A 19,367-nucleotide genomic window follows, 5' to 3' on the forward strand; every position below is an offset into this window, starting at 1 on the left:
GTACCCAAGCCATCGGATAGAAGGAAACCCAATGTCACGTATCCGGATTCGTTACTGTACCCAGTGCCAATGGCTGTTGCGCAGTGGATGGTATGCCCAGGAGTTGTTGTCCACCTTCGGCGAGGCGATTACCGAGGTGGCGTTGATGCCGTCTCACGGCGGTACCTTCGAGATCTGGTGTGACGATGTTCTGATCTGGGAACGCAAGCGCGACGGCGGCTTTCCCGACATCAAGAGGCTGAAACAGGCGATTCGCGACCAGCTCGAACCCGGGCGTGATCTGGGGCACCTGGACAGATGACCCAGGATAGACAAGCCATGCTTTATGGTCTGGGTGCGGTGGCCCTGTGGTCCACGGTGGCCACGGCCTTCAAGGTGGCCCTGGCTTGGATGAGCCCGCTGGAATTGATGTGGCTGGCCTCCCTGGTGTCCTGGGTGTTGATGGGCGCCTTGGTCGTGCGTCAAGGGCTGATAAATGAAGCCTTGCGCCGGGGCTGGCGTACCGCCGCCTGGGCAGGGTTGATGAATCCGGTGGCGTATTACCTGGTGCTGTTTGCCGCTTATGACCGCCTGCCGGGTCAGGAAGCGATGGCGCTCAATTATACCTGGGCGCTGACCATGGCGTTTCTGGCGGTGCCCCTTCTGGGGCACCGTTTGACTCGTATCGACGTGCTTGCCGGCCTGGTCGCCTATGCCGGGGTATGGGTGATCGCCACGCGTGGCGCGGTGTTCAATGTCGATTTTGCCGATGTCTGGGGGGTGGTGTTCGCGCTGGTCTCGACGCTTTTATGGGCGCTTTACTGGTTGCTCAATACCCGGGATGCCCGTTCGCCGCTGGTGGCCCAGTGGCAGAATTTCAGCGTGGGGATGCCGGTGCTGACGCTATTGTTGTGGATGGGACCGGGATTCGAGTGGCACGGCTGGTCGGCGGTGGGCGCGGGTGTCTACGTCGGGTTGTTCGAAATGGGGGTGGCTTTCGTGCTTTGGCAGCTGGCGGTGCACAAGATTTCACGCACCGCCAAGGTCTCCAATCTGATCTTTCTTTCGCCGCCGGTGTCGCTGTTTCTGCTTTACTGGGTGGTGGGTGAGCCGATCCTGCATTCCACCTTGCTGGGGCTGGGATTGATCCTCGCCGGGCTGGGCCTTCAACAGCGCCAGAAGGTGCCCGAGCCGGCATGACTCGGCCTTCTTGCCTTATTCCTGATTCAGCGCTACTCCTGATTCAGCGCTGTTTCTATGCCTTGCTGCTTCAGATACGGCTCCAGGGCGGGCCAGACGTTATCCAGAATGGCAGGCTGGGCGGCGGCCGTCGGATGAATGCCGTCGCTCTGCATCAGTTGTCTCTTCAAGGCGATGTTCTCCAGCAGGAATGGCACCAGGGTAAGCTCATAGCTAACCGCCAGGTCGTGAAACACCGTAGTGAAGGCGTCGCGGTAGGCCTGGCCGTAATTGGGCGGAATGTCGATGCCCAGCAGTATCACCTTGGCACCGGCTTGCTGGCTGGTCTCGATCATCTCGGCCAGATTGGCACGCATTCGCCCTGGTGGCAGACCGCGTAAGCCGTCATTGCCGCCCAGCTCGAGCAGAACAATATCCGGGTCGTATTGTCCCACCAGTGCCGGTAAACGCTGGGCGCCCCCAATGGTGGTCTCGCCGCTGATGCTGGCATTTACCACCTTCGCCTGTTCGTCCAGGCGTTCGGCCAACAATGTCACCCAGCCCTGCGTCTGTTCGATACCATAGGCGGCACTCAAGCTGTCGCCCATTACCAGCAGCGTGGGGCGCGCTTGTGCCCAAACCGTGCTTGTATTAAAGCACGCCGCAAGTATCAGCAAGACAAGCCAAGCGGTTACCATGCCTCTCAGCTCACGCTTTGCCACAGGGATGCCTCTCTTCATGTCCAACTCCTTTGCTCGAACGTCCGAAACCTCTGTCAACGATACATCCATTTTAGATACACCCATTCTAGACACACCCATTCTACATGCCGAAAGCTTGACCAAGAGGGTCGCCAGTGGCGAGCGACAGCTGACCATCTTGAGTGAACTGGATTTGACCGTGTTTCCCGGCGAAAGTGTCGCGATCCTGGGGCGCAGTGGGGTGGGTAAATCCACCTTGCTGGGATTGCTTGCCGGCTTGGATACCCCCACCGCCGGCGAGCTTTCGCTGTTCGGCCAGGCGCTCAGCGAACTCGACGAAGACGGCCGCGCCATGCTGCGTGCCGGGCGGGTGGGCTTCGTGTTCCAGAATTTTCAGCTGCTGCCCAGCCTGAGCGCCCTGGAAAACGTCCTGTTGCCGCTGGAACTTTCGCCTCGCGCGGGTGAGGAAGGAACCGCCAAGGACTGGTTGAATCGGGTGGGGCTGGGCGAGCGCATCACGCATCTTCCCAAGCAGCTTTCCGGTGGTGAGCAACAGCGTGTCGCGATAGCCCGGGCCTTCGTGACCAATCCAGAACTGGTGTTCGCCGATGAACCCACCGGCAACCTCGACCCGCAAACCGGCGCCACGGTGATCGAGCTGCTGTTCTCGCTCAACCAGCAAGAACGCACTACCTTGATCCTGGTGACTCACGACCACGCCCTGGCCGGGCGTTGCGACCGCTGCTTGCGTCTGGAAGAAGGGCGCCTGGTGGAATTCGATCCCAGCGAGGTGACAGCGTGAAAGCTCCCACTCTTCGCCTGGCCGCCCGTGGGCTGAAACGCGACCTGCGCGCCCCGGATGTGCGGGCCCTGTTCATCGCCCTGATGCTGGCCGTTGCCGCCTCGACCATGATCGCCTTTTTTCTCGATCGTCTGGATCGCGGGCTGGAGCGTCAAGCCGGGCAGATGCTGGGTGGCGACCTGGTGCTGGAGCAGAGCGAGCCGTTTTCCCCCGACTTGCGCCAGGAACTGATCGATGCGGGACTCGTGCTGAGCGACCAGGTGGACCTGGTCTCGATGATCAGTCGGGAGGGCCGCTTTCAGTCGGTGAGCCTCAAGGTGGTGGATGATGTCTATCCGCATTACGGCGTCTCGCATGTGGATCTCGGCGAAGGTGTCGAGGAGGTGGCCTCCGGCCCCGCAGCTGGTGAGGTCTGGATCGACCCGCGCCTGCGTGAGCTGATCGATCTGGAGCGGGGCGACCGGGTGCAGATCGGTGGGGCGGAGCTGCGGGTCAGCGGTATCATCGAGCGGGAAGCCGACCAGTCCGGCGGCTTCAGCAGTTTCAATCCGCGGGTGATGATGAACATCGCCGACCTGGAAGCCACCGGCCTGGTACAGCCCGGCTCGCGGGTGGAGTTCGAGATTCTCGCCGCCGGACCGCCGGAAGCCGTCAATAGCCTGGAAGACCGCCTGGCGCAACTGCGCCGTGATGGCGTTGAAGTGCGCGATGTGCGTCAGGATCGCCCGCAGCTGGGCAACGCTCTGGAACGGGCCGAAAGTTATCTGGGTATCGCCGGGCTCGCCGCGGTGCTGCTGGCCGGTGTGGCGGTTGCCATGGCCACGCGGCGTTATGTGGAGCGCCACCTGGATACCGCGGCGCTGCTGCGCTGCTTTGGGGCCACTCAACGCCAACTGGTGCATATTTTTGCCCTGCAACTCGCCGGACTGGCGCTGGCCGCCTCGCTGCTCGGGGCACTGTTCGGGGTGCTCGGCCAGGCGCTGCTACTGCGCCTTCTCAGTACTTTTCTGCCCATGACCCTGCCGGCGCCCGGCATCATGCCGCTATGGCTGGGGTTGTTGACTGCCCTGGCGGTACTGGTGGGGTTTGCCGGCCCCACGCTGTTGCGCCTCAAGCGCGTCAGCGCCCTCAAGGTGCTGCGCCGCGAACTCGACCCCTTGCCACCCTCGGCTTGGCTGGTGGTCAGCGTGGCGTGCGGGGTGTTCGGCGGTTTGCTGTGGCTTTATTCGGGCAGCATAACCCTGGCGCTTGGGCTGTTGCTGGGCGGCATCGTGGTGCTGATCGTCTTGTGGGGGGTGGGTACCGTCTTGCTGAACTTGCTGCTGCGCGGCATTCAAGCGCTTTCCGGGGACGGTGAATGGACCCAGGCGCTGCGCCTGGGTGGACGCCAGCTGGCACGGCGCCGCCAAGCCGGGCTGGGGCAACTGCTGGCGTTCTCGATTACCTTTTTCGCCATGGCGATGATCGTGCTGGTGCGCGGGGATCTTCTGACTACCTGGGAGGCACAGCTGCCCGAAGACACCCCCAATTACTTCGCCATCAATATTCAGCCCGGCGAGCGGGAGGCTTTCGATGCCGCGATTGTGGATAGCGTCGAAACCCAGAGCTCCCTCTACCCCATGGTGCGCGGGCGTATCACCGCGATCAACGACCAGCCACCGCGAGAGGCGGTGCCGGAAGAGGCCCGGGGCGACAACTCGCTGCGCCGCGAACTCAACCTCACCTGGCAGGCCGAGGTGCCCGAAGGAAATCGTGTGGTGGCGGGAGACTGGTTTGACGGCTGGGAAGCTGGCGCCACCGACGCTGCCTATTCACAAGGGGGCGGCGGCTGGACGGCCGCTGTAGACGCGGAGTCCCAGCCGCCACCGGTGCCCATTTCCATGGAGGACGGCTTGGCGCAGCGCCTGGGATTAAGCTTGGGCGACCAACTGACGTTCAGTATCGGCAGTGACGAGGTTCGCACGCAAATCACCAGCCTGCGGGACCTGAACTGGGATAGCTTCCGGCCCAATTTCTTCGTCATCTTTCCGCCGGGCGTGCTCGAGCGTTACGGCCATAGCTACATCACGGCGTTTCATCTGCCCGAAGAAGAGCAAGGCATCTTGCCGGCGCTGGTAAGCGAATTTCCCGGTGTCTCGCTGCTCAACGTGGATGCCATTCTTGGCCAGGTGCGCGATGTGCTCACTCAGGTGACGCGAGCCGTAGAACTGGTGCTGGGGCTGGTGTTGCTGGCCGGGGTCAGTGTGCTGTATGCCGCCCTGACTGCCAGCCGTCCGGTGCGTGCCCACGAAAGCGGTTTGCTGCGGGTGTTCGGCGCCGGCAATCGGATGATTTCCCGCATTCAAGGTGCTGAATTCGCCTTGCTGGGCCTGGCCAGCGGTCTGCTGGCCGCCGTGCTCGCCGAACTCGCCACGGCTGTGCTGTATATCTTCCTGTTGGACTTGCCGCCACGCCTGCATATCGAGTTGTGGCTGGTGCTGCCGTTAGGCGCGGCGTTGTTGATCGGAGTGATCGGCCACGCACTGTCCTACAGTCTGCGGCGCCAGGCACCGGCCGCCAGCCTCGGTTTGCTGGGGGAGGCGTGAAGCTCACCCCGCCAGACACCAAGGTGGTTTATTGCAGGCATCAGGAATATTCTTGACGCTAGGTTTTCCAGGATGTTTTCTCTTGATACGGAGGTTTTGCATGTCACAGTGCCTATTCACACGCAGTCTGGCCGGTAGCGGTTTGTTGATTGCCGCTTTACTGGCGACTACCCCGGCATTGGCCAGCACCGAGCGTCTCGAGGCCGAGCTGCGTGCCTTGTTCGCCGAGGGAGGCGAGCTGAGCATCGGCGATGTTTCAAGTGCCATGTTGCGTAGCCGCTATACCGCTGAAGACATCGTCTTCAACAGTGCCGAGGGCGAGCGTTTGATGATTGGCAGTTATGTCGTCGATGGCGACTACGACCAGCCTGAGCGCGTTACCCTGCAAGACATCCGCGTGGAAGACAGCCTGACCGAACTTGCGCTGTTGCAGGTCGAGGAAGTCGTCCTCAATGAACCTTCCCGAGCGGTATTTCCGCTTCGTGAGGCGATGGGAGGCCAGGACTTTCAGCTGGGCGGCTTGGAGATCGACCAGATCGTGGTGGATCTCGACTCCGAGCTGGCGGAAGAGTTTCTGCGGGATGCCGGAGTGAAACGCGGCCGAGGGCGCCTGGATATTGAACGACTCTATGGCGAATCGCTAAGTGCCGATGCCATCGGGTTGCTTGAAATAAACGGCCTGGCGGCCACCGGGGAAGACCTTGAGGAATTCGGTAGTGGTTCCCTGACGCTCGATTCATTGCGTATGGAACAATGGAGCGGGCTTGAAAATCCCGAGGTAAGCCAGTTGAACCTGCTGGTGATGGAAAACTTCGCGATCGACAGTGACCGCCTGGTGGGTCGGCTCGATGAGCTGCGTATCGATGGTGACCTTACCGATGGCGAAGGCGGCATGTGGCTGGAAGCCTTCGAGGTTGACCTTGAACGCATGATCGCCAACGCCCCGGTCGAAGAACGCACCCAGCTGCGCATGGCGAGTAACCTGCTCACCGATGGCAGCGGCACGCTCAAGCTGGATGCCGCCTTCAACGGTCGCTGGGAGCAGCACAACGACCACAGTACGTTGGGCGGCGACAGCCGCATCACCTTGCATGACGCCATGCAACTAGCCTTTGGCGTGAATCTGCCGGTGGTACTGCCCGAAAACACTCAGCCCATGGATGCCTTTCACGATTCCCGCCTGTTGGATGCCGCCACGCTATTGGGCGGAGACCTTTCGCTTACCCTAAGCGACATGGGGCTGTTCAGCCGCTTGGTCACGGTGGGCGCAGCCCTTGAAGGAATCACCGAAGCCCAGATGCTGGAACAGGCGCGCACCCAGGCCCAGGGGTTCGGCATGATGATGGGGCCGGAAGTCCAGGCGGTGCTCTCAGGCTTTGTCGCTCTGCTGGAAGGCAGCGCCAGCGAACTTGAAATCAACGCCACCCTGCCACCGCAAAGCAATCTGAAAACCTATACCGACGACCCCCTGGGCCTGCCTAGCCAATTGTCGCTGCAAGTGGAAACGCGCTGACGCCGTTTGTTCGATTTTTCTGTATGAATGCCATTCATGACCCACCTGACGCGGATTCGATGAAACCCGCGTCAGGCTGAGTTATCATTGCTGCCAGACTTTTCCCCCTAGCTTGTCCTTTCGTTTAACGAGGTTCCCGCCGATGTTCAGCCGTGACATGACAATTGCCGGATTCGATGATGCCCTGTTCGATGCCATGCAGAAAGAAGTGGTGCGTCAGGAAGCCCACATCGAACTGATCGCTTCCGAAAACTACGCCAGCCCCCGCGTACTGGAAGCTCAGGGCAGCCAGCTGACCAACAAGTATGCCGAAGGCTATCCCGGCAAGCGTTACTACGGTGGCTGCGAGTTCGTCGATATCGCCGAAAACCTGGCCATCGACTACGCCAAGCAGTTGTTCGGCGCCACCTACGCCAACGTTCAGCCGCACTCCGGCTCTCAGGCCAACGGTGCCGTCTTCCAGGCGCTGGTCAAGCCCGGCGATACCATCCTGGGCATGAGCCTGGATGCCGGCGGCCACCTGACCCATGGGGCAAAGCCCAATTTCTCCGGTAAGCATTACAATGCCGTCCAGTACGGCTTGAACGAACAGGGCCTGATCGATTACGCGGAAGTCGCTCGTCTGGCCCGTGAACACAAACCCAAGATGATCATCGCCGGTTTCTCCGCCTATTCTCAGATCGTCGACTGGGCCAAGTTCCGCGAAATTGCCGATGAAGTGGGTGCGTATTTGCTGGTCGACATGGCGCATGTGGCGGGCCTGGTCGCTGGGGGTGTCTACCCCAGCCCCTTGCCGCACGCGCATGTGGTCACCACCACCACCCACAAGACCCTGCGCGGCCCACGTGGTGGCCTGATTCTGTCAGCGGAAGGCAATGCCGACATCGAGAAGAAGCTTCAGTCAGCGGTATTCCCGGGCGGGCAGGGCGGCCCCTTGATGCACGTCATCGCCGCCAAGGCGATCTGCTTCAAGGAAGCCATGGACCCGGCGTTCAAGACTTACCAGCAGCAGGTGGTCAAGAACGCCCAAGCCATGGCCGGCGTGTTCATGGAGCGCGGTTTCGATATCGTCTCCGGCGGTACCGAAGATCACCTCTTTCTGCTTTCCCTGATCAAGCAGGGCGTGACCGGTAAAGACGCCGACGCCGCACTGGGTCGGGCGCATATCACCGTCAACAAGAACGCCGTGCCCAATGACCCGCAAAGCCCGTTCGTCACCTCCGGCTTGCGTATCGGCACCCCGGCGGTCACCACGCGCGGTTTCGGCGAAGCCGAATGCCGCGAGCTGGCCGGCTGGATCAGCGATATCCTGGATGCCCTGGCCAAGGGTGTCGACACCGCCGCCATTGAAATCGATGTTAAAGGCAAGGTCGAAGCCCTGTGCTCGCACTTTCCGGTCTACCGTTGAGCGAGGCCGGTATACCGCTGAGTGATAGGTAGCAATGGATTTGCAGCGGGCGCTGAAAGGGTTGTTCCGTTCGTCTCGGTGGGCTTTTCAGCATGTTCTTCAACCTGCTGGGGATGCCGGCTTGCAGGGCGAGCCCTTGGCTGGTTACCCCTTCGCGAGATAAATCGCCCTCCCGCCAGGCCAATCCCGCAGGCCAGTTCCATGGTGGGAGGCCCGCTTGTCGGGCGAACCCTGATGAGCCAGCTAGCAGGAATGCCCACCAGCATCTGCTACTTCCCTAACCTGCTAGACATTCGTTTGTTGAATCATCGTTTTGCGCGGGGTTCCCTGTCCGCGCCTCCTTTAGTGTTGAATGGAGGGTAGTGGGTGGTAGCCGTAGCCATCACCGCGTTGCAGCAGGGTGCAGTGGCGCCAGGAAATCCCCTGGACCGCGCCCTGTTCGGTCTGAATATTGAAACTGCCGGTCTTGCGAATCGCCACGCGCCCCGTGTGGCTGCCGGTCTTCTTGCCGGCCGGGACAATCGCCCTGACCCTATCGCCGGTCTGAAAGCCCTTCGTTTGTGGATGTTTCTGGCACAAGATCTGCGATGTGTCATCGCCGTAAGCGCTAGCAACAATGATTAGCGTGATAGGGCTGAGTAGCTGGCGTTAGTCATGCAGCTTAATGAGAAGCTTGGCAAACAACATTATGACAATGGTATGATTGGTGTACATCGACAATTATTTGCGAGCCACCTGTCCGCACAAACCTAGCCTCTGCTTCTGCACCTGTGTAGTATGTCCCTCCTTAAATTGCAGAGCTAGACTCATTGATTGGCTGAGCAATTCAGTTATGTATAGAGCCAGCTTGCTAGCCTGTTTAAAAAACTATTGATAGAAATTGTTGTCATTAGTTTACATAAATGCATCTCTGAATGAAGCGCTCAGCGGTGTGGAGTGTGCAAAGTACCTTCAGGCCTCGGGAATGTGCCATAAAATCTCGGGGCGGTAGCGTGCCTAAAATTAAATTTAAGGCCTAGAACTCTTTGATATCCCCATACTTATCGCCAATCTTCTGAAAAATCAGTGGGTTGGCGATTTTTTTGTTTGACGGGGAAAATAGGATCCTGCAATAGTGCAGGGCATTCGACGAAAGGGCATTTCCTGCAAAATTGCAGAAGTCAGGCGCCACTGGGCTTGGTGCCAATCGATACCATGCTGCAAAATTGCTAGATCACTCTGCAAAACTGCAGGGCCTTCGGTGAAAAGCGAATTCCTGCAAAAGTGCAGGAATTATTGTAGCTTGCTAATGATCTGGCGATGGCAAGCATGCAGCATCATCGCCCTGACGATCTTCAAAGGGTTTGTTAACCCCAATGCTTATTGTGAGGTAAATAACATGCGCGAGTGGTCAAGGTTGACTATTTCGATGCTAGAATGGCCAGCTTTTGAGCTGGCCATTCTTGTTTCTGGCCCACTGGTTTTCTCGTTGGATGCACCATGACCGCCATGACCTTTTCCCAGTCGGCCGAGGCGCTATCACCGCTGCGCCTGTATACCAGCCTTGCGGTTTTCCTGCTGGGCGCCATTGCCCTGATTGTGCCTTCCGGCTATTCGGTGGGAGCTGTGATGCTCTTGCTAGGCAGCATCGCATTGCTCATCAAACGGCCGGCACTGGGTTTGACCCATCGGGACTGGCTGGTAATCGCCGCGATGCTGGCCTACGCCACTGTGAGCATGCTGGAAGCCTGGTGGGATGGCCAAGGCACGCCTGGACTCGATAAGCCCAGCCGTTTCCTGCTTGCCATACCGGCCATGTTGTTGGTGATGGCCTATCCGCCGCGGCTTTCTTGGCTGTGGGCCGGCCTGACGCTCGGGGCTATCGGCGCTGGTGGTTGGGCCGGCTGGCAGAAACTAGTAGAGGGTGAGTGGCGTGCAACCGGCTACACCTATGTCATCCAGTTTGGCAACCTGAGCATGCTGCTGGGCATCCTTTGCCTCGCAGGGTTGGGCTGGGCCTGGGTGCAGCCGCGCCGGGTGCCTTGGCTGGCCCTGCTGTTGGTCGGGGCGCTGATGGGCATGCTGGGATCGCTGTTCTCCGGCAGCCGCGGTGGCTGGGTCGGCTTGCCGTTCGTGCTGCTAGTGCTCTACCGCGGCTACGGTCGCCACCTGCCGGGCCTGGTAAAGGGGACTGTGCTGGTCGCCATCGTCGCCGGGGCTTCGCTGGTATATGCCCTGCCGCAAACCGGCGTTCAGTCGCGAGTTAATCAGGCGTTCGATGACGTCTCGCGCTATGTCTCCGGCGAGAGCCTTACCAGCTCCGTTGGCGCGCGCTTCGAGATGTGGAAGGGCGCCTCGCAATTGATTCTGGAAAAGCCTCTCATCGGCTGGGGGGATAATGGTTACCAAGAGGGTATGCAGGCGCTGGCAGATGAAGGTGTAATTCATCCTTTTGTAACGCGTTATGGCCATGCGCACAATGAGTTCATCGATGCCTGGGCCAAGCGCGGCCTGATCGGGTTGGTGGTTCTACTGGCGCTCTACCTGATTCCCATGAAGTTCTTTGCCCGCCACCTTGATAGTCCTGACCTGGAATTGCGTTCTCTGGCGGTGGCGGGCGTGTTGTTGTCAGTGGCCTACATCGATTTCGGGCTGTCGCAGGCATTCCTGACCCATAACAGTGGGGTGATGATGTTTGCGTTTTGGCTGGCGGTACTGTGGGGAAGCTTTGCGGTGCGTAGCAGGGCTTGATCGCTTCTTCGGGCTGATGTGGACAGGTTCAGCAAAACGTGTGTGAAACCCTCGCTCAGTTCTGTCGGTAATGGAGCAATGCATTAGTGCGCTGTCGAGTTCTGGGTGGCTAATGCGCCCTGACACTCTTCGTCCTGCGCGATGCGGCGCTCCAGGTGAAGGTTCTTGGGCTGCCTCAATCACCTGACTTCCCGACTTTTTCATCAAGCGCTTGACCTCGCGCTCCATGGTGCGCAATCGTTCGGCCAGCCCCTCCAGGGAGCGATAATCCAGCGGGGCATTGCCGCTCTCTTTGACAGCCAAGATATACTGGTCGGCATCATCCACCAACTGATCGAAGGATATCTGGGCGTTACGCACCAGGCGCTGGAAGCTGTCGTCCCTGGGCTGGGCGCTTTCCCGCGTGTCCGCGATACGCTGGATGAGTCGACCGGCGTTGTTGGCCAAGTCAAAAGTCACTTCGAGCATGTGCTGGACAAAGGGGTTGTGGACAGTGGTTAACATGATTTCTACCTCCCACCGTGATATAGGGTGGCTGACAATAAGTCTAGTTGCTCCGCAGGCTAATCCCGCGATCTCGGCGCATTGGCGCCGAGCATAGCATTACCCGGCATTCACTCAATGGGAGGCTTCACGCTTTTCAGACAGAAACGAGGTCGTCCTCCGCTTACCCCTCTAACGAAAAGAAATCCCCCGCATTATTCTCGAACTCGTCGGCGATACGAATGTAGCGCTCGAAAGTGTTCTGGTCACGGTGACCGCTTACCCGCTTGATTTGTACATCGCTCTTGCCGCGCAGGTGTGCCTCGGTGATGAATCCTGCCCGAAAGCTATGCGGTGTGTACCCCTGCGACACCAGCCCCGCCTGCTCAAGTATCTTTCCCATCCTTATGTACAGCGTCTGAGCTACCATCCGCCCGGCTCCCAATTGCCCTCTGGAACTAATGCCGCGAAAGATCGCTCCTTTGGTAATACCCGAGGCCGCCAGCCAGCGCTCCAACATGGATACTGGGCAGTAAGGGTTGCCTGTCGGCGCTCGCATCAGGCTCTTGGTCTCGATCCGGCCCGAGCGGTTGGCCTTGCTGTGATGCAAGGTAATGATGATTCCCTCGGGACGCCATTCAATATCCTGGCAGGTGAGTACCACCACCTCGCTGCGTCGGAACGCCCCATAGAAACTGAGCAGAAACATGGCGCTGTCCCGCAGGCCATGCAGAGTCTCGCGATCCACGGCATCCAGCATCACATGCAGCTCTTTGAGACGTAGCGCCGGCGCCGAGGCCTGGCGCATGTCACGGCTCTTCTTTATACCGCGCAGTACACTGCGCACGACCATGGTTTTCACCGGCGAGGGCAGGTTCATGTAGCGGTGCCACATGTGCAGTGAGTTGGCATAGCGCTCCAGGGTGGCCGGCTTCTTGCCCAAGGCGTTCTGTGCCGACAGGTAGTTAGCGATATCGGTTTCCGTTGCAGGCAGTGCCCCCCCGGCCTGTTGATACACTTTCAGATCGGCGCGCATGGCTCGGACAGTATTGGGCGACACGCTTTCGGAAAGCAGGCGCCTCGCTTCACGCGACAGACCTGCGTTATCGATGTAAAGCTCCCCCCGGGTATTTTGATTCGTGCTTGGGATGAGTGGGTTAGGCTGACCGTGTGGCTCCATAAATCTTCTCCCGCTCAATACGTCAGACGTAGGGCTACCAGGCGCTCAAAAAACGCCTGCGAAAATGCCACGTCTGCCTCGGTGTTAGCCACAGCGCCGTGGTGAGCCTCCTGGAAGGTAAGCGCTACGCCCGCATTTTCCGCCACGGCATTATTGGTGGCGGACGAGGAAATTGGCGTCTCCGTCTGATCCGCCGCGCTCACCCCTTGATCACTTGCCGCTTTCACCTGGCTCGTATCGTCGGCCGCACGGGCGGTGTTGCCGACGGGTGTCACGTTGGCCAGATCATCGGGCAGGTCGTCATTTAAGCGTCGAGCAAACCGACGTAAGAAGGTTTCATTGAGCGCGTAGAAGTAGCACGTCCCATCCTCTGCGCCTCGACGGCGGATAATGCGCCCGAGCACCTGCCGAAAGAACTGTTCCGTGCGGACATGACTGAGGTAGCAGCAAACCCGGAGTCGCGGCAGGTTGACACCTTCGGACACCATGCCGACGGCTACAATCCAAGATGTTTCGGCGTCACGAAACGCCTCTAGTTGGGCGTGGGCGGTGGGGTCGTTGCTGGTGACAAGGCAAACCGATTGCTGCGCGTCTTCTAACCGCTGGGCAATTTCTTCGGCATGCAAAATGTCGGCCGCCACGACCAGTCCACCCGCATTCGGGTCCTGTTGGCGAAGCGCGCTCAAGCGCGCGATACCGAGCGATAACACATGCTGAAGAGGTGCCTCATCGCGGATGACGTCGGCATAGTGCACGGCGGGGTGTCGGAGAAGGTGCGGAATGCTGGAATATTGGCGTGCTTCCTTGCGACCGGTGCGTGGATGAAACCGTGTCAGGCCGATGGACCGATTATCGACAAGTTCGACATGCGGGTGGCGGCAAATCCCATCCTGAAGGGCATCTTTCAAGGTATAAACGTAGTCGGGCGTCAAGCGCTGTTGGGACGGGCGAGTTTGCGTGATGTCATCCTCGTCAGACGATGGGAGGGTGGCCTCAACGTAGCGCAGCAGCGGCAGGCAGCTGCCATCGGTGCGCCAGGGCGTTCCTGACAACGCAAGGGTGTAGCGCACATGCCGTTCCAATGCCATCAGTGCCAGCCCCCACTGATTGGCGTCGTTGATCTGCCCACCAGGGGCAGACGCATGATGGCTCTCATCCCAGATGAGCAACACACGAAAATTCCGGCAAAGATGTTTTAACGCAGCTAGACGGTTGGCCAGGGCATGGTAGGTCAGCGCCACGCCAATGGCGCCCAGCTGCCCATCCAGGGGACTATTGAGCACCTCACCTAGGGTGTCGCGGGCGTCTTTGACCACGGCCCGTGTCGGGCCGAGGTATACGACATAGTCGATAGCATCACGCGTGATCAACGCCTGGGCGAGCACGGCGGCCAGCAACATCTTCCCTGCACCGGGCGTTGCCTGGCAGAGAAAGTGTGGCGACTGTGGGGTAAGGTTGGCCAGGGCGCGCGCTAAACAGTCCGATTGCCATTGGCGTAGTGGCGGCACGGTGGCGTTGGGGTTATCCACCCCATGAGAAGAAGACGGGCTCATGCGCGGGTCTCCTTGCCGGTCAGCTGCCGCCGTAAGGTGAGGTTGGCATCCCATTCGCCTTTGAGGCGGTCACTTTGCTCAATAGACGTCTTGAGCAAAGGGGCAATACGCGCCTTCTCATGCGGGTAGCGGTCGAGCACTTTCTTGTAATACTCCGCTTCGCTGATGGCGACATGCATCCGGGTGCTTAGGTGATGACGGTCTTTTTCCAAAAAGGACAGCAGGTCATCAGTATCCGCCGGTGACGTGGAGGGTGTCGTCTCAGGCGTCGCCGCCTGCTCAGCAGTTTCTTCCGTGGCTTCAACGAGGGTCAGGCAATAAATCGTGCGATTTTCGCCCTCGACGCCCACGCGTTTGGCGAGCCCCAGACGTTCAAGGGTGTGCACGCGGTCGCGAACATAGTAGCGCAACTTCGTTTTGTCGCAATCTGCCAGCTCCGGCAGCGTCAGCAAGATGTCGCGCACCTTTGGAATGGTGAACGGGGTATCTGTTTGGGCAAAGTGCAGCAGCTGGTTATCCAGGGCTTCTGCGATCATGCGGCCCAGCGGATTGTTACGGCGTGGTTTACGCGGTGGTAGCAAGGAAGATGTCGGCTGGCTCATGCGCGCACCTCCTTGGTATGGCGAAGGCGGCATTCTGGCGCGGTGGCAGCTGTCAGTGCATTGACCGTGCGGATAGCGGCCAAGTCGCGACGAGAGTGACGTCGCTCGATGCAAGGGGAGGTGAGAGCGGTAAAAAAGACCATTACCCGGCGGTGAGCGGCGGCGCGCGCACGACGGTAACGGAAGAGGGACACGGTAGGCTTTACCATGGGTGAGCTCCTAGAGTTAATGGAGCCATCCCCGCTGTCGCCAAACAGGATGGGGGTGGCCGTACGCAGGTTGGCGAACCGGAACTCTAGGAAACCGGCAGACCCGAAGGTCTCCCACGCACGACCACCATAAACATGGCAAGCACAAAAAAAGCACTAACCATGGTAGTAGCGCTTACACGCCTAGAGTTGTTTGGGTCGCCAAAACCCTGTCGAGTAATTTGACTCGACAGCTGGAAAGGTATCAGGGCATTTTGGGCTTGTAAAGCACGGAGCGCCTGCAAAGTCCTTGCCTTCATTTCATTACCACTCTGCGCGTAAAGCATCGCCCGACTGAAGTGAACGCTGGGGCCACGCATGCCTTCATTAAGGTGCGTTGGCAGAACGACTGGATCTGGATGGGATTTCAGCTCAAGGGCCAATACCGCTTTCGCGGCAAGGGCCAAGCGAAATCACCCCTGCTGACCTATAACGGTCGCCACTGGCAGCTCTCGTTACCCGAACAGTTCAACCCACCGACGCCCACCAAAGGCACGCCTAATCGGGTGCTGGCGGTCGATGTCGGTATCAACACGGCGGCCACCTGGGCCGTGGTCGATGCTCAAGGCACTGTCCATGCACGCGGGTTTATCTCGCGCACGGATAAAGACCGTGAGTATCGGCTCATGCAACGCATCCGTCGCGCTGCGCGCAGACACGCCCGCCACGGATGCCGTTTGCCGGTGGGCTTTTGCCGTCGGGATCACCAGCGTTTAACTCACCTGGCTGATAACCAAGCCCATCAGATCAGTCGGCAGCTGGTGAACCTGGCGCTCAATCATGACTGCCAAGCCATGGCCGTCGAAGACCTCAAAGGCTGGCGCCCGAAAGCAGGCAAAAAGCGCACGCCGATGAAAGCGCGCTTTCACCGCTGGTTTCACCGCCAACTGGTTAATCGTATCGACAGCAAGGCAGAAGAAGTCGGCTTAAAACGTGTGCACGTGTATGCGCGTGGCACGTCGCGGCAAGCGTTTGATGGCTCGGGGCCAGTGAAACGAGACGTTGCCAATTACAGTCAATGCATGTTTTCAAGCAGCAAACGGTATCACGCCGATCTTAATGCCGCCTATAACATGGCCGCTCGCGGCCATGTCTACTTCCAGGGCGGTCAGCGCAAGCAGACCGCCCGTGTGAGGTCGCAGACGTCGACCCACGCACCGAGAATCCTGGTAACCCTCTCCAATGCTCTGGCAACAGGGTGGGTGAGAGGGATTAGAATCCGCGATTCTATTCTGTGAATGAATCGGCGGAGGGTTCAAGGAATATACCGTTGACATATCCCTCGTTTAAATTACTATGGGATATACCTTCAAGATATACAGTGGAGATCAAAAATGGAGCAAGGTGCTGTATTTAAGAGCAATCGTAGCCAGGCAGTGCGGCTCCCCAAGGCGCTTGCCTTGCCAGATGGCGTTAAGCGCGTTGATATTGTAGCTATTGGTCGCGTACGTATTATTACACCCGCAGGCGAGGCATGGGATAGCTGGTTTGATGGCGAAGGCGTTACGGCAGACTTCATGCCAATGAGGGAACAGCCCACCGCTCAAGAGCGAGAGGCGCTTTGATGCTGAAGTACATGCTCGACACCAACATTTGTATCTTCACAATCAAGAATCGCCCGCAAGAGGTTCGGGATGCGTTCAAGCAGCACCATGGGCAGATGTGCATTAGCTCTGTGACATTAATGGAGTTGATCTATGGTGCCGAAAAATCTGGTTTTCCCGAGCGGAACCTAGCCGACATAGAGGGGTTTGCTGCTCGGTTAGAAGTGATGAATTACGACGATGCTGCTGCGACGCACACTGGACAGCTTCGGGCAGAGCAAGCTAAAGCAGGTAAGCCTATTGGCGCGTATGACCAGATGATAGCGGGGCATGCCCGTTCACAAGGGCTGATTTTGGTTACAAACAACCTGCGTGAGTTCAAACGGGTTCCTGGTTTACGAGTAGAAGATTGGGTAAGTCCAGATCAGTAAGTGACTGCTGCTCCCCAATGAAAGGGACTCCTCCCCTCCTGAAGCTTCAACGAGCTACATTGATGGTGAATACACGCCTATCAATGAAAAAGGGGAAGAGTCATGAATCAGCATACGGCGATTGGAATTGATTTGGCAAAGCGAGTTTTTCAAGTGTGCATCATCGACACACGTAACCAACATGTGCATGTCAATAAGGCGCTAAAACGACATGAGCTGCTCGATTTCATCCGTCAGCAACCACGTTGTCGTGTGTTTATGGAGGCTTGCGGCGGGTCGCACTATTGGGCACGACAGATAAAGGCGATAGGACACGACGTCGGTCTGATTTCACCTCAGTTCGTCACGCCTTTTCGCAAAGGCCACAAAACGGATGCTAACGATGCGCTGGCCATTGTCGAAGCAGGCCTACGACCCAACATGCGTTTTGTGCCTGCTAAAGGAATAGAGCAGCAAGATATCCAGAGCCTGCATCGCATTCGTGATCGCTATATCAAGCAGCGTACTCAACTGATCAACCAGGTACATGGCTTATTGCAGGAGTACGGCATGATCAGCGGTTGCGGGCAAAAATCACTGACGCAGTGTGTCTGGCGAGCGCTGGAAGATGCGGAAAACGAACTGACCATGGTGATGCGCGACTTGCTTGCTGACCAGATGGAAGAATTGGATCGACTCAACGAACGGCTTCAGAGCCTTGACCAGCGAGTAGAGCAAGTAAGTCGCGCGTTTGCGCCTTGCCGTCAACTGATGGCGATTGAAGGTGTCGGGGTGGTATCAGCGACGCAACTTTACAGTGCGTTGGGTGACGGTCGAGCTTTCCAGAACGGGCGCCAGGCATCGGCTTATATCGGCCTGACGCCGAAACAATATAGCAGCGGCGGCTCTGCCAATATGCGAGGCATCGGGCGTACGGGGCAGGTATCACTCAAATGCGCCCTCATACGAGGTGCACATGCCGCCATTCGTGTCGTAGGCGATAAACAAGATGCCAGAAGCCAGTGGTTACGTGCATTAGTCAGTCGTGTTGGCAAAAACAGGGCGGCCGTTGCCTTGGCCAACAAAAACGTACGCATTGCGTGGGCGATGCTTTGCCGGAAAACGCCTTACCGTAACGATTTTCATACGGTCCATGACGTGATGGCGATATAAACCGCCGTCCCCGCCACGTTAGCGAGGTAATTGGGCCGTCACCGTGTTGCCGAGCACTGAAAGATGAAAAACAGGTCAGACCGACCTTCTCAAAACCTGTTGCGGGCGTGGGCTGAAAGAAGCCGCCTCCCCGTTGAGGAGAGAAGGTGCGCGACGTTCATTAGGGTCAGGGGTTAGCTACCCCAACAAGAGACCGACTATACGCACGCATCGGCTTACGTTTTTCAAACATCGGGGCTTGCAACCGGGGAGGAGTCCCTATACGCCCGTTGGGCGAGGCTTCCAACTTCTTAGGCAGCAACCGGCGCGTGGTCGGATTTACGCAAGCCTCCATTCATTAGCTGCCTGTGCAAAGTGGACGCCGAATCACTGCCCATCACGCCCAAGATGGTGGGTATTGATCTCGGGCTGAAAGACCTGTTCGTGACCAGTGACGGAAAGCGGGTCAATAACCCCCGCCATACGGCGCGTAAGCAAAAAGGCTCGAACAATCGGGCGAAAGCCAAGCAGAAAGTGGCCAAGCGCCATGCGAAAATTGCCGATGTCCGGCTTGACCACCTTCATAAACTCACCCGGCAGATCGTCAACGAGAACCAAGTGATCTGTGCTGAAAGCCTCGCGGTGAAAAACATGGTCAAGAACCGGTATTTGGCGAAAGCCATCAGCGATGTGGGCTGGGGGGGATCTGGTGCGCCAGCTCGACTACAAGGCCGCATGGGCGGGGCGCCAGTTCGTCCAGATCGACCGTTGGTACCCCCAGCAGCAAGCGCTGCCATGGCTGCGGGTTTGTACTGGAATCCCTGTCGCTCAATGTTCGCACCTGGGACTGCCCGGATTGTGGCACCCAAGGCATCGACCGCGACGTAAATGCCGCCCGCAACATCCTACAAGCCGGCACCGCGCTGGCAGGGCTATCGCAGTTAGAAATAATTGCTTTCTAAGGTCTTGGCTTCATACCAGACATCAAGTGCTTGGCAATAGTCTGAACAATAGATTCGAGCACCCATCTGCCAACTGCGATAGCCCTGACCGCGCTGGTAGCCGGTGCCGAAAGTTGAAGAGTACCGTGGGGCACTCGGGAAGTTACGCCTGTGGAGTTTGTGTAAGACCGGCAATGCCAAAGCATTGAGGCGACGGACAACGAAACAGGAACCTGGGAGGTAACGATCAAGGAATTCCCTTCCACAAGCACGCTAGCGCTGAAGGTGGGGGAGGATGTCAAGAATGTCAAAACCCAAGTATACAACCCTAGTCTGTTTTCCGTGCTGACACAGGAG

Annotated in this window: 18 protein-coding genes and 1 pseudogene; 13 read left to right on the top strand and 6 right to left on the bottom strand. The window is 58.5% G+C overall.

Annotation, left to right across the window (positions count from 1 at the left end):
* The first annotated feature begins 31 nt into the window (after positions 1-31).
* Together DU506_RS09160 and DU506_RS09165 are read left to right on the top strand one after the other, a co-directional pair.
* Complete coding sequence (locus DU506_RS09160; protein ID WP_114486638.1) at positions 32-301, top strand: Rdx family protein; 270 nt, start codon at positions 32-34, stop codon at positions 299-301.
* Entirely contained in the window at positions 298-1,179 is an 882-nt protein-coding gene (locus DU506_RS09165; protein ID WP_114486639.1) for a DMT family transporter, read from the top strand. Before DU506_RS09160 ends, DU506_RS09165 begins: the two co-directional genes overlap by 4 nt.
* 32 nt (positions 1,180-1,211) lie before the next feature.
* On the opposite strand, the gene DU506_RS09170 is transcribed toward DU506_RS09165, so the two are convergent.
* A complete protein-coding gene (locus DU506_RS09170; RefSeq protein ID WP_114486640.1) occupies positions 1,212-1,898 on the bottom strand; it encodes an arylesterase in 687 nt (228 codons plus the stop codon).
* Here DU506_RS09170 and DU506_RS09175 point away from each other — a divergent pair.
* The 4 genes from DU506_RS09175 to glyA all read left to right on the top strand — a co-directional run bounded on the left by DU506_RS09175 (position 1,897) and on the right by glyA (position 8,167).
* Entirely contained in the window at positions 1,897-2,661 is a 765-nt protein-coding gene (locus DU506_RS09175; RefSeq protein WP_114486641.1) for an ABC transporter ATP-binding protein, read from the top strand. The genes DU506_RS09170 and DU506_RS09175 overlap by 2 nt on opposite strands.
* Positions 2,658-5,246: an ABC transporter permease gene (locus DU506_RS09180; protein ID WP_181870725.1), complete on the top strand. Its 2,589-nt coding sequence runs from the start codon at positions 2,658-2,660 to the stop codon at positions 5,244-5,246. The genes DU506_RS09175 and DU506_RS09180 overlap by 4 nt, the downstream gene beginning before the upstream one ends.
* A gap of 100 nt (positions 5,247-5,346) precedes the next feature.
* Positions 5,347-6,759 (top strand): hypothetical protein, encoded by a 1,413-nt coding sequence (locus DU506_RS09185; RefSeq protein WP_114486642.1) that lies wholly within the window; start codon positions 5,347-5,349, stop codon positions 6,757-6,759.
* Positions 6,760-6,901: 142 nt separating this feature from the next.
* A complete protein-coding gene (gene glyA, locus DU506_RS09190) occupies positions 6,902-8,167 on the top strand; it encodes a serine hydroxymethyltransferase (protein ID WP_114486643.1) in 1,266 nt (421 codons plus the stop codon).
* Positions 8,168-8,509: 342 nt separating this feature from the next.
* On the opposite strand, the gene DU506_RS09195 is transcribed toward glyA, so the two are convergent.
* The gene (locus DU506_RS09195; RefSeq protein WP_235825490.1) at positions 8,510-8,746 is read right to left on the bottom strand and encodes a hypothetical protein; all 237 of its coding nucleotides are present in this window, start codon (positions 8,744-8,746) and stop codon (positions 8,510-8,512) included.
* A gap of 900 nt (positions 8,747-9,646) precedes the next feature.
* On the opposite strand from DU506_RS09195, the gene DU506_RS09205 reads away from it, so the two are divergent.
* A complete protein-coding gene (locus tag DU506_RS09205; RefSeq protein WP_235825491.1) occupies positions 9,647-10,897 on the top strand; it encodes an O-antigen ligase family protein in 1,251 nt (416 codons plus the stop codon).
* Positions 10,898-11,062: 165 nt separating this feature from the next.
* A complete protein-coding gene (locus DU506_RS09210) occupies positions 11,063-11,398 on the top strand; it encodes a hypothetical protein (protein WP_114486645.1) in 336 nt (111 codons plus the stop codon).
* Between the two features lie 166 nt (positions 11,399-11,564).
* Here the strand turns inward: DU506_RS09210 and DU506_RS09215 are convergent, their stop codons facing one another.
* From DU506_RS09215 to DU506_RS09230, 4 genes are read right to left on the bottom strand one after another with little or no spacing between them, the layout of a single operon-like run.
* Positions 11,565-12,560: a site-specific integrase gene (locus DU506_RS09215; RefSeq protein ID WP_114486646.1), complete on the bottom strand. Its 996-nt coding sequence runs from the start codon at positions 12,558-12,560 to the stop codon at positions 11,565-11,567.
* Positions 12,561-12,574: 14 nt separating this feature from the next.
* On the bottom strand, positions 12,575-14,113 hold the full coding sequence (locus DU506_RS09220; protein WP_114486647.1) for a DEAD/DEAH box helicase: 1,539 nt from the start codon (positions 14,111-14,113) through the stop codon (positions 12,575-12,577).
* Positions 14,110-14,715 (bottom strand): hypothetical protein, encoded by a 606-nt coding sequence (locus DU506_RS09225; protein WP_114486648.1) that lies wholly within the window; start codon positions 14,713-14,715, stop codon positions 14,110-14,112. The genes DU506_RS09220 and DU506_RS09225 overlap by 4 nt, the downstream gene beginning before the upstream one ends.
* Positions 14,712-14,924 carry a hypothetical protein gene (locus DU506_RS09230; RefSeq protein ID WP_114486649.1) on the bottom strand — a complete coding sequence of 71 codons (213 nt, stop codon included), beginning with the start codon at positions 14,922-14,924 and terminating at the stop codon, positions 14,712-14,714. The genes DU506_RS09225 and DU506_RS09230 overlap by 4 nt, the downstream gene beginning before the upstream one ends.
* Before the next feature lie 398 nt (positions 14,925-15,322).
* Between DU506_RS09230 and DU506_RS09235 the strand changes: the two genes are divergently transcribed.
* The 5 genes and pseudogenes from DU506_RS09235 to DU506_RS09255 all read left to right on the top strand — a co-directional run.
* A complete protein-coding gene (locus DU506_RS09235) occupies positions 15,323-16,201 on the top strand; it encodes an IS200/IS605 family accessory protein TnpB-related protein (protein ID WP_235825492.1) in 879 nt (292 codons plus the stop codon).
* Positions 16,202-16,297: 96 nt separating this feature from the next.
* Complete coding sequence (gene vapB, locus DU506_RS09240) at positions 16,298-16,528, top strand: type II toxin-antitoxin system VapB family antitoxin (protein WP_114486650.1); 231 nt, start codon at positions 16,298-16,300, stop codon at positions 16,526-16,528.
* Entirely contained in the window at positions 16,528-16,938 is a 411-nt protein-coding gene (gene vapC, locus DU506_RS09245; RefSeq protein ID WP_114486651.1) for a type II toxin-antitoxin system tRNA(fMet)-specific endonuclease VapC, read from the top strand. The genes vapB and vapC overlap by 1 nt, the downstream gene beginning before the upstream one ends.
* 102 nt (positions 16,939-17,040) lie before the next feature.
* Complete coding sequence (locus DU506_RS09250; RefSeq protein WP_114486652.1) at positions 17,041-18,090, top strand: IS110 family RNA-guided transposase; 1,050 nt, start codon at positions 17,041-17,043, stop codon at positions 18,088-18,090.
* A gap of 333 nt (positions 18,091-18,423) precedes the next feature.
* Positions 18,424-19,031, top strand: a pseudogene (locus DU506_RS09255) (RNA-guided endonuclease InsQ/TnpB family protein); the annotation flags it as partial.
* Between the last annotated feature and the right edge of the window lie 336 nt (positions 19,032-19,367).

It is taken from the genome of Vreelandella rituensis (assembly GCF_003336665.1).
Taxonomy (GTDB): domain Bacteria; phylum Pseudomonadota; class Gammaproteobacteria; order Pseudomonadales; family Halomonadaceae; genus Vreelandella; species Vreelandella rituensis.

Coding starts and splice junctions, on each gene's coding strand:
- DU506_RS09220 (WP_114486647.1), bottom strand. CDS start 14,113: ATGAGCCCGTCTTCTTCTCATGGGGTGGATAACCCCAACGCCACCGTG.
- glyA (WP_114486643.1), top strand. CDS start 6,902: ATGTTCAGCCGTGACATGACAATTGCCGGATTCGATGATGCCCTGTTC.
- DU506_RS09215 (WP_114486646.1), bottom strand. CDS start 12,560: ATGGAGCCACACGGTCAGCCTAACCCACTCATCCCAAGCACGAATCAA.
- DU506_RS09185 (WP_114486642.1), top strand. CDS start 5,347: ATGTCACAGTGCCTATTCACACGCAGTCTGGCCGGTAGCGGTTTGTTG.
- vapC (WP_114486651.1), top strand. CDS start 16,528: ATGCTGAAGTACATGCTCGACACCAACATTTGTATCTTCACAATCAAG.
- DU506_RS09160 (WP_114486638.1), top strand. CDS start 32: ATGTCACGTATCCGGATTCGTTACTGTACCCAGTGCCAATGGCTGTTG.
- vapB (WP_114486650.1), top strand. CDS start 16,298: ATGGAGCAAGGTGCTGTATTTAAGAGCAATCGTAGCCAGGCAGTGCGG.
- DU506_RS09175 (WP_114486641.1), top strand. CDS start 1,897: ATGTCCAACTCCTTTGCTCGAACGTCCGAAACCTCTGTCAACGATACA.
- DU506_RS09250 (WP_114486652.1), top strand. CDS start 17,041: ATGAATCAGCATACGGCGATTGGAATTGATTTGGCAAAGCGAGTTTTT.
- DU506_RS09225 (WP_114486648.1), bottom strand. CDS start 14,715: ATGAGCCAGCCGACATCTTCCTTGCTACCACCGCGTAAACCACGCCGT.
- DU506_RS09230 (WP_114486649.1), bottom strand. CDS start 14,924: ATGGTAAAGCCTACCGTGTCCCTCTTCCGTTACCGTCGTGCGCGCGCC.
- DU506_RS09205 (WP_235825491.1), top strand. CDS start 9,647: ATGACCGCCATGACCTTTTCCCAGTCGGCCGAGGCGCTATCACCGCTG.
- DU506_RS09165 (WP_114486639.1), top strand. CDS start 298: ATGACCCAGGATAGACAAGCCATGCTTTATGGTCTGGGTGCGGTGGCC.
- DU506_RS09235 (WP_235825492.1), top strand. CDS start 15,323: ATGGGATTTCAGCTCAAGGGCCAATACCGCTTTCGCGGCAAGGGCCAA.
- DU506_RS09170 (WP_114486640.1), bottom strand. CDS start 1,898: ATGAAGAGAGGCATCCCTGTGGCAAAGCGTGAGCTGAGAGGCATGGTA.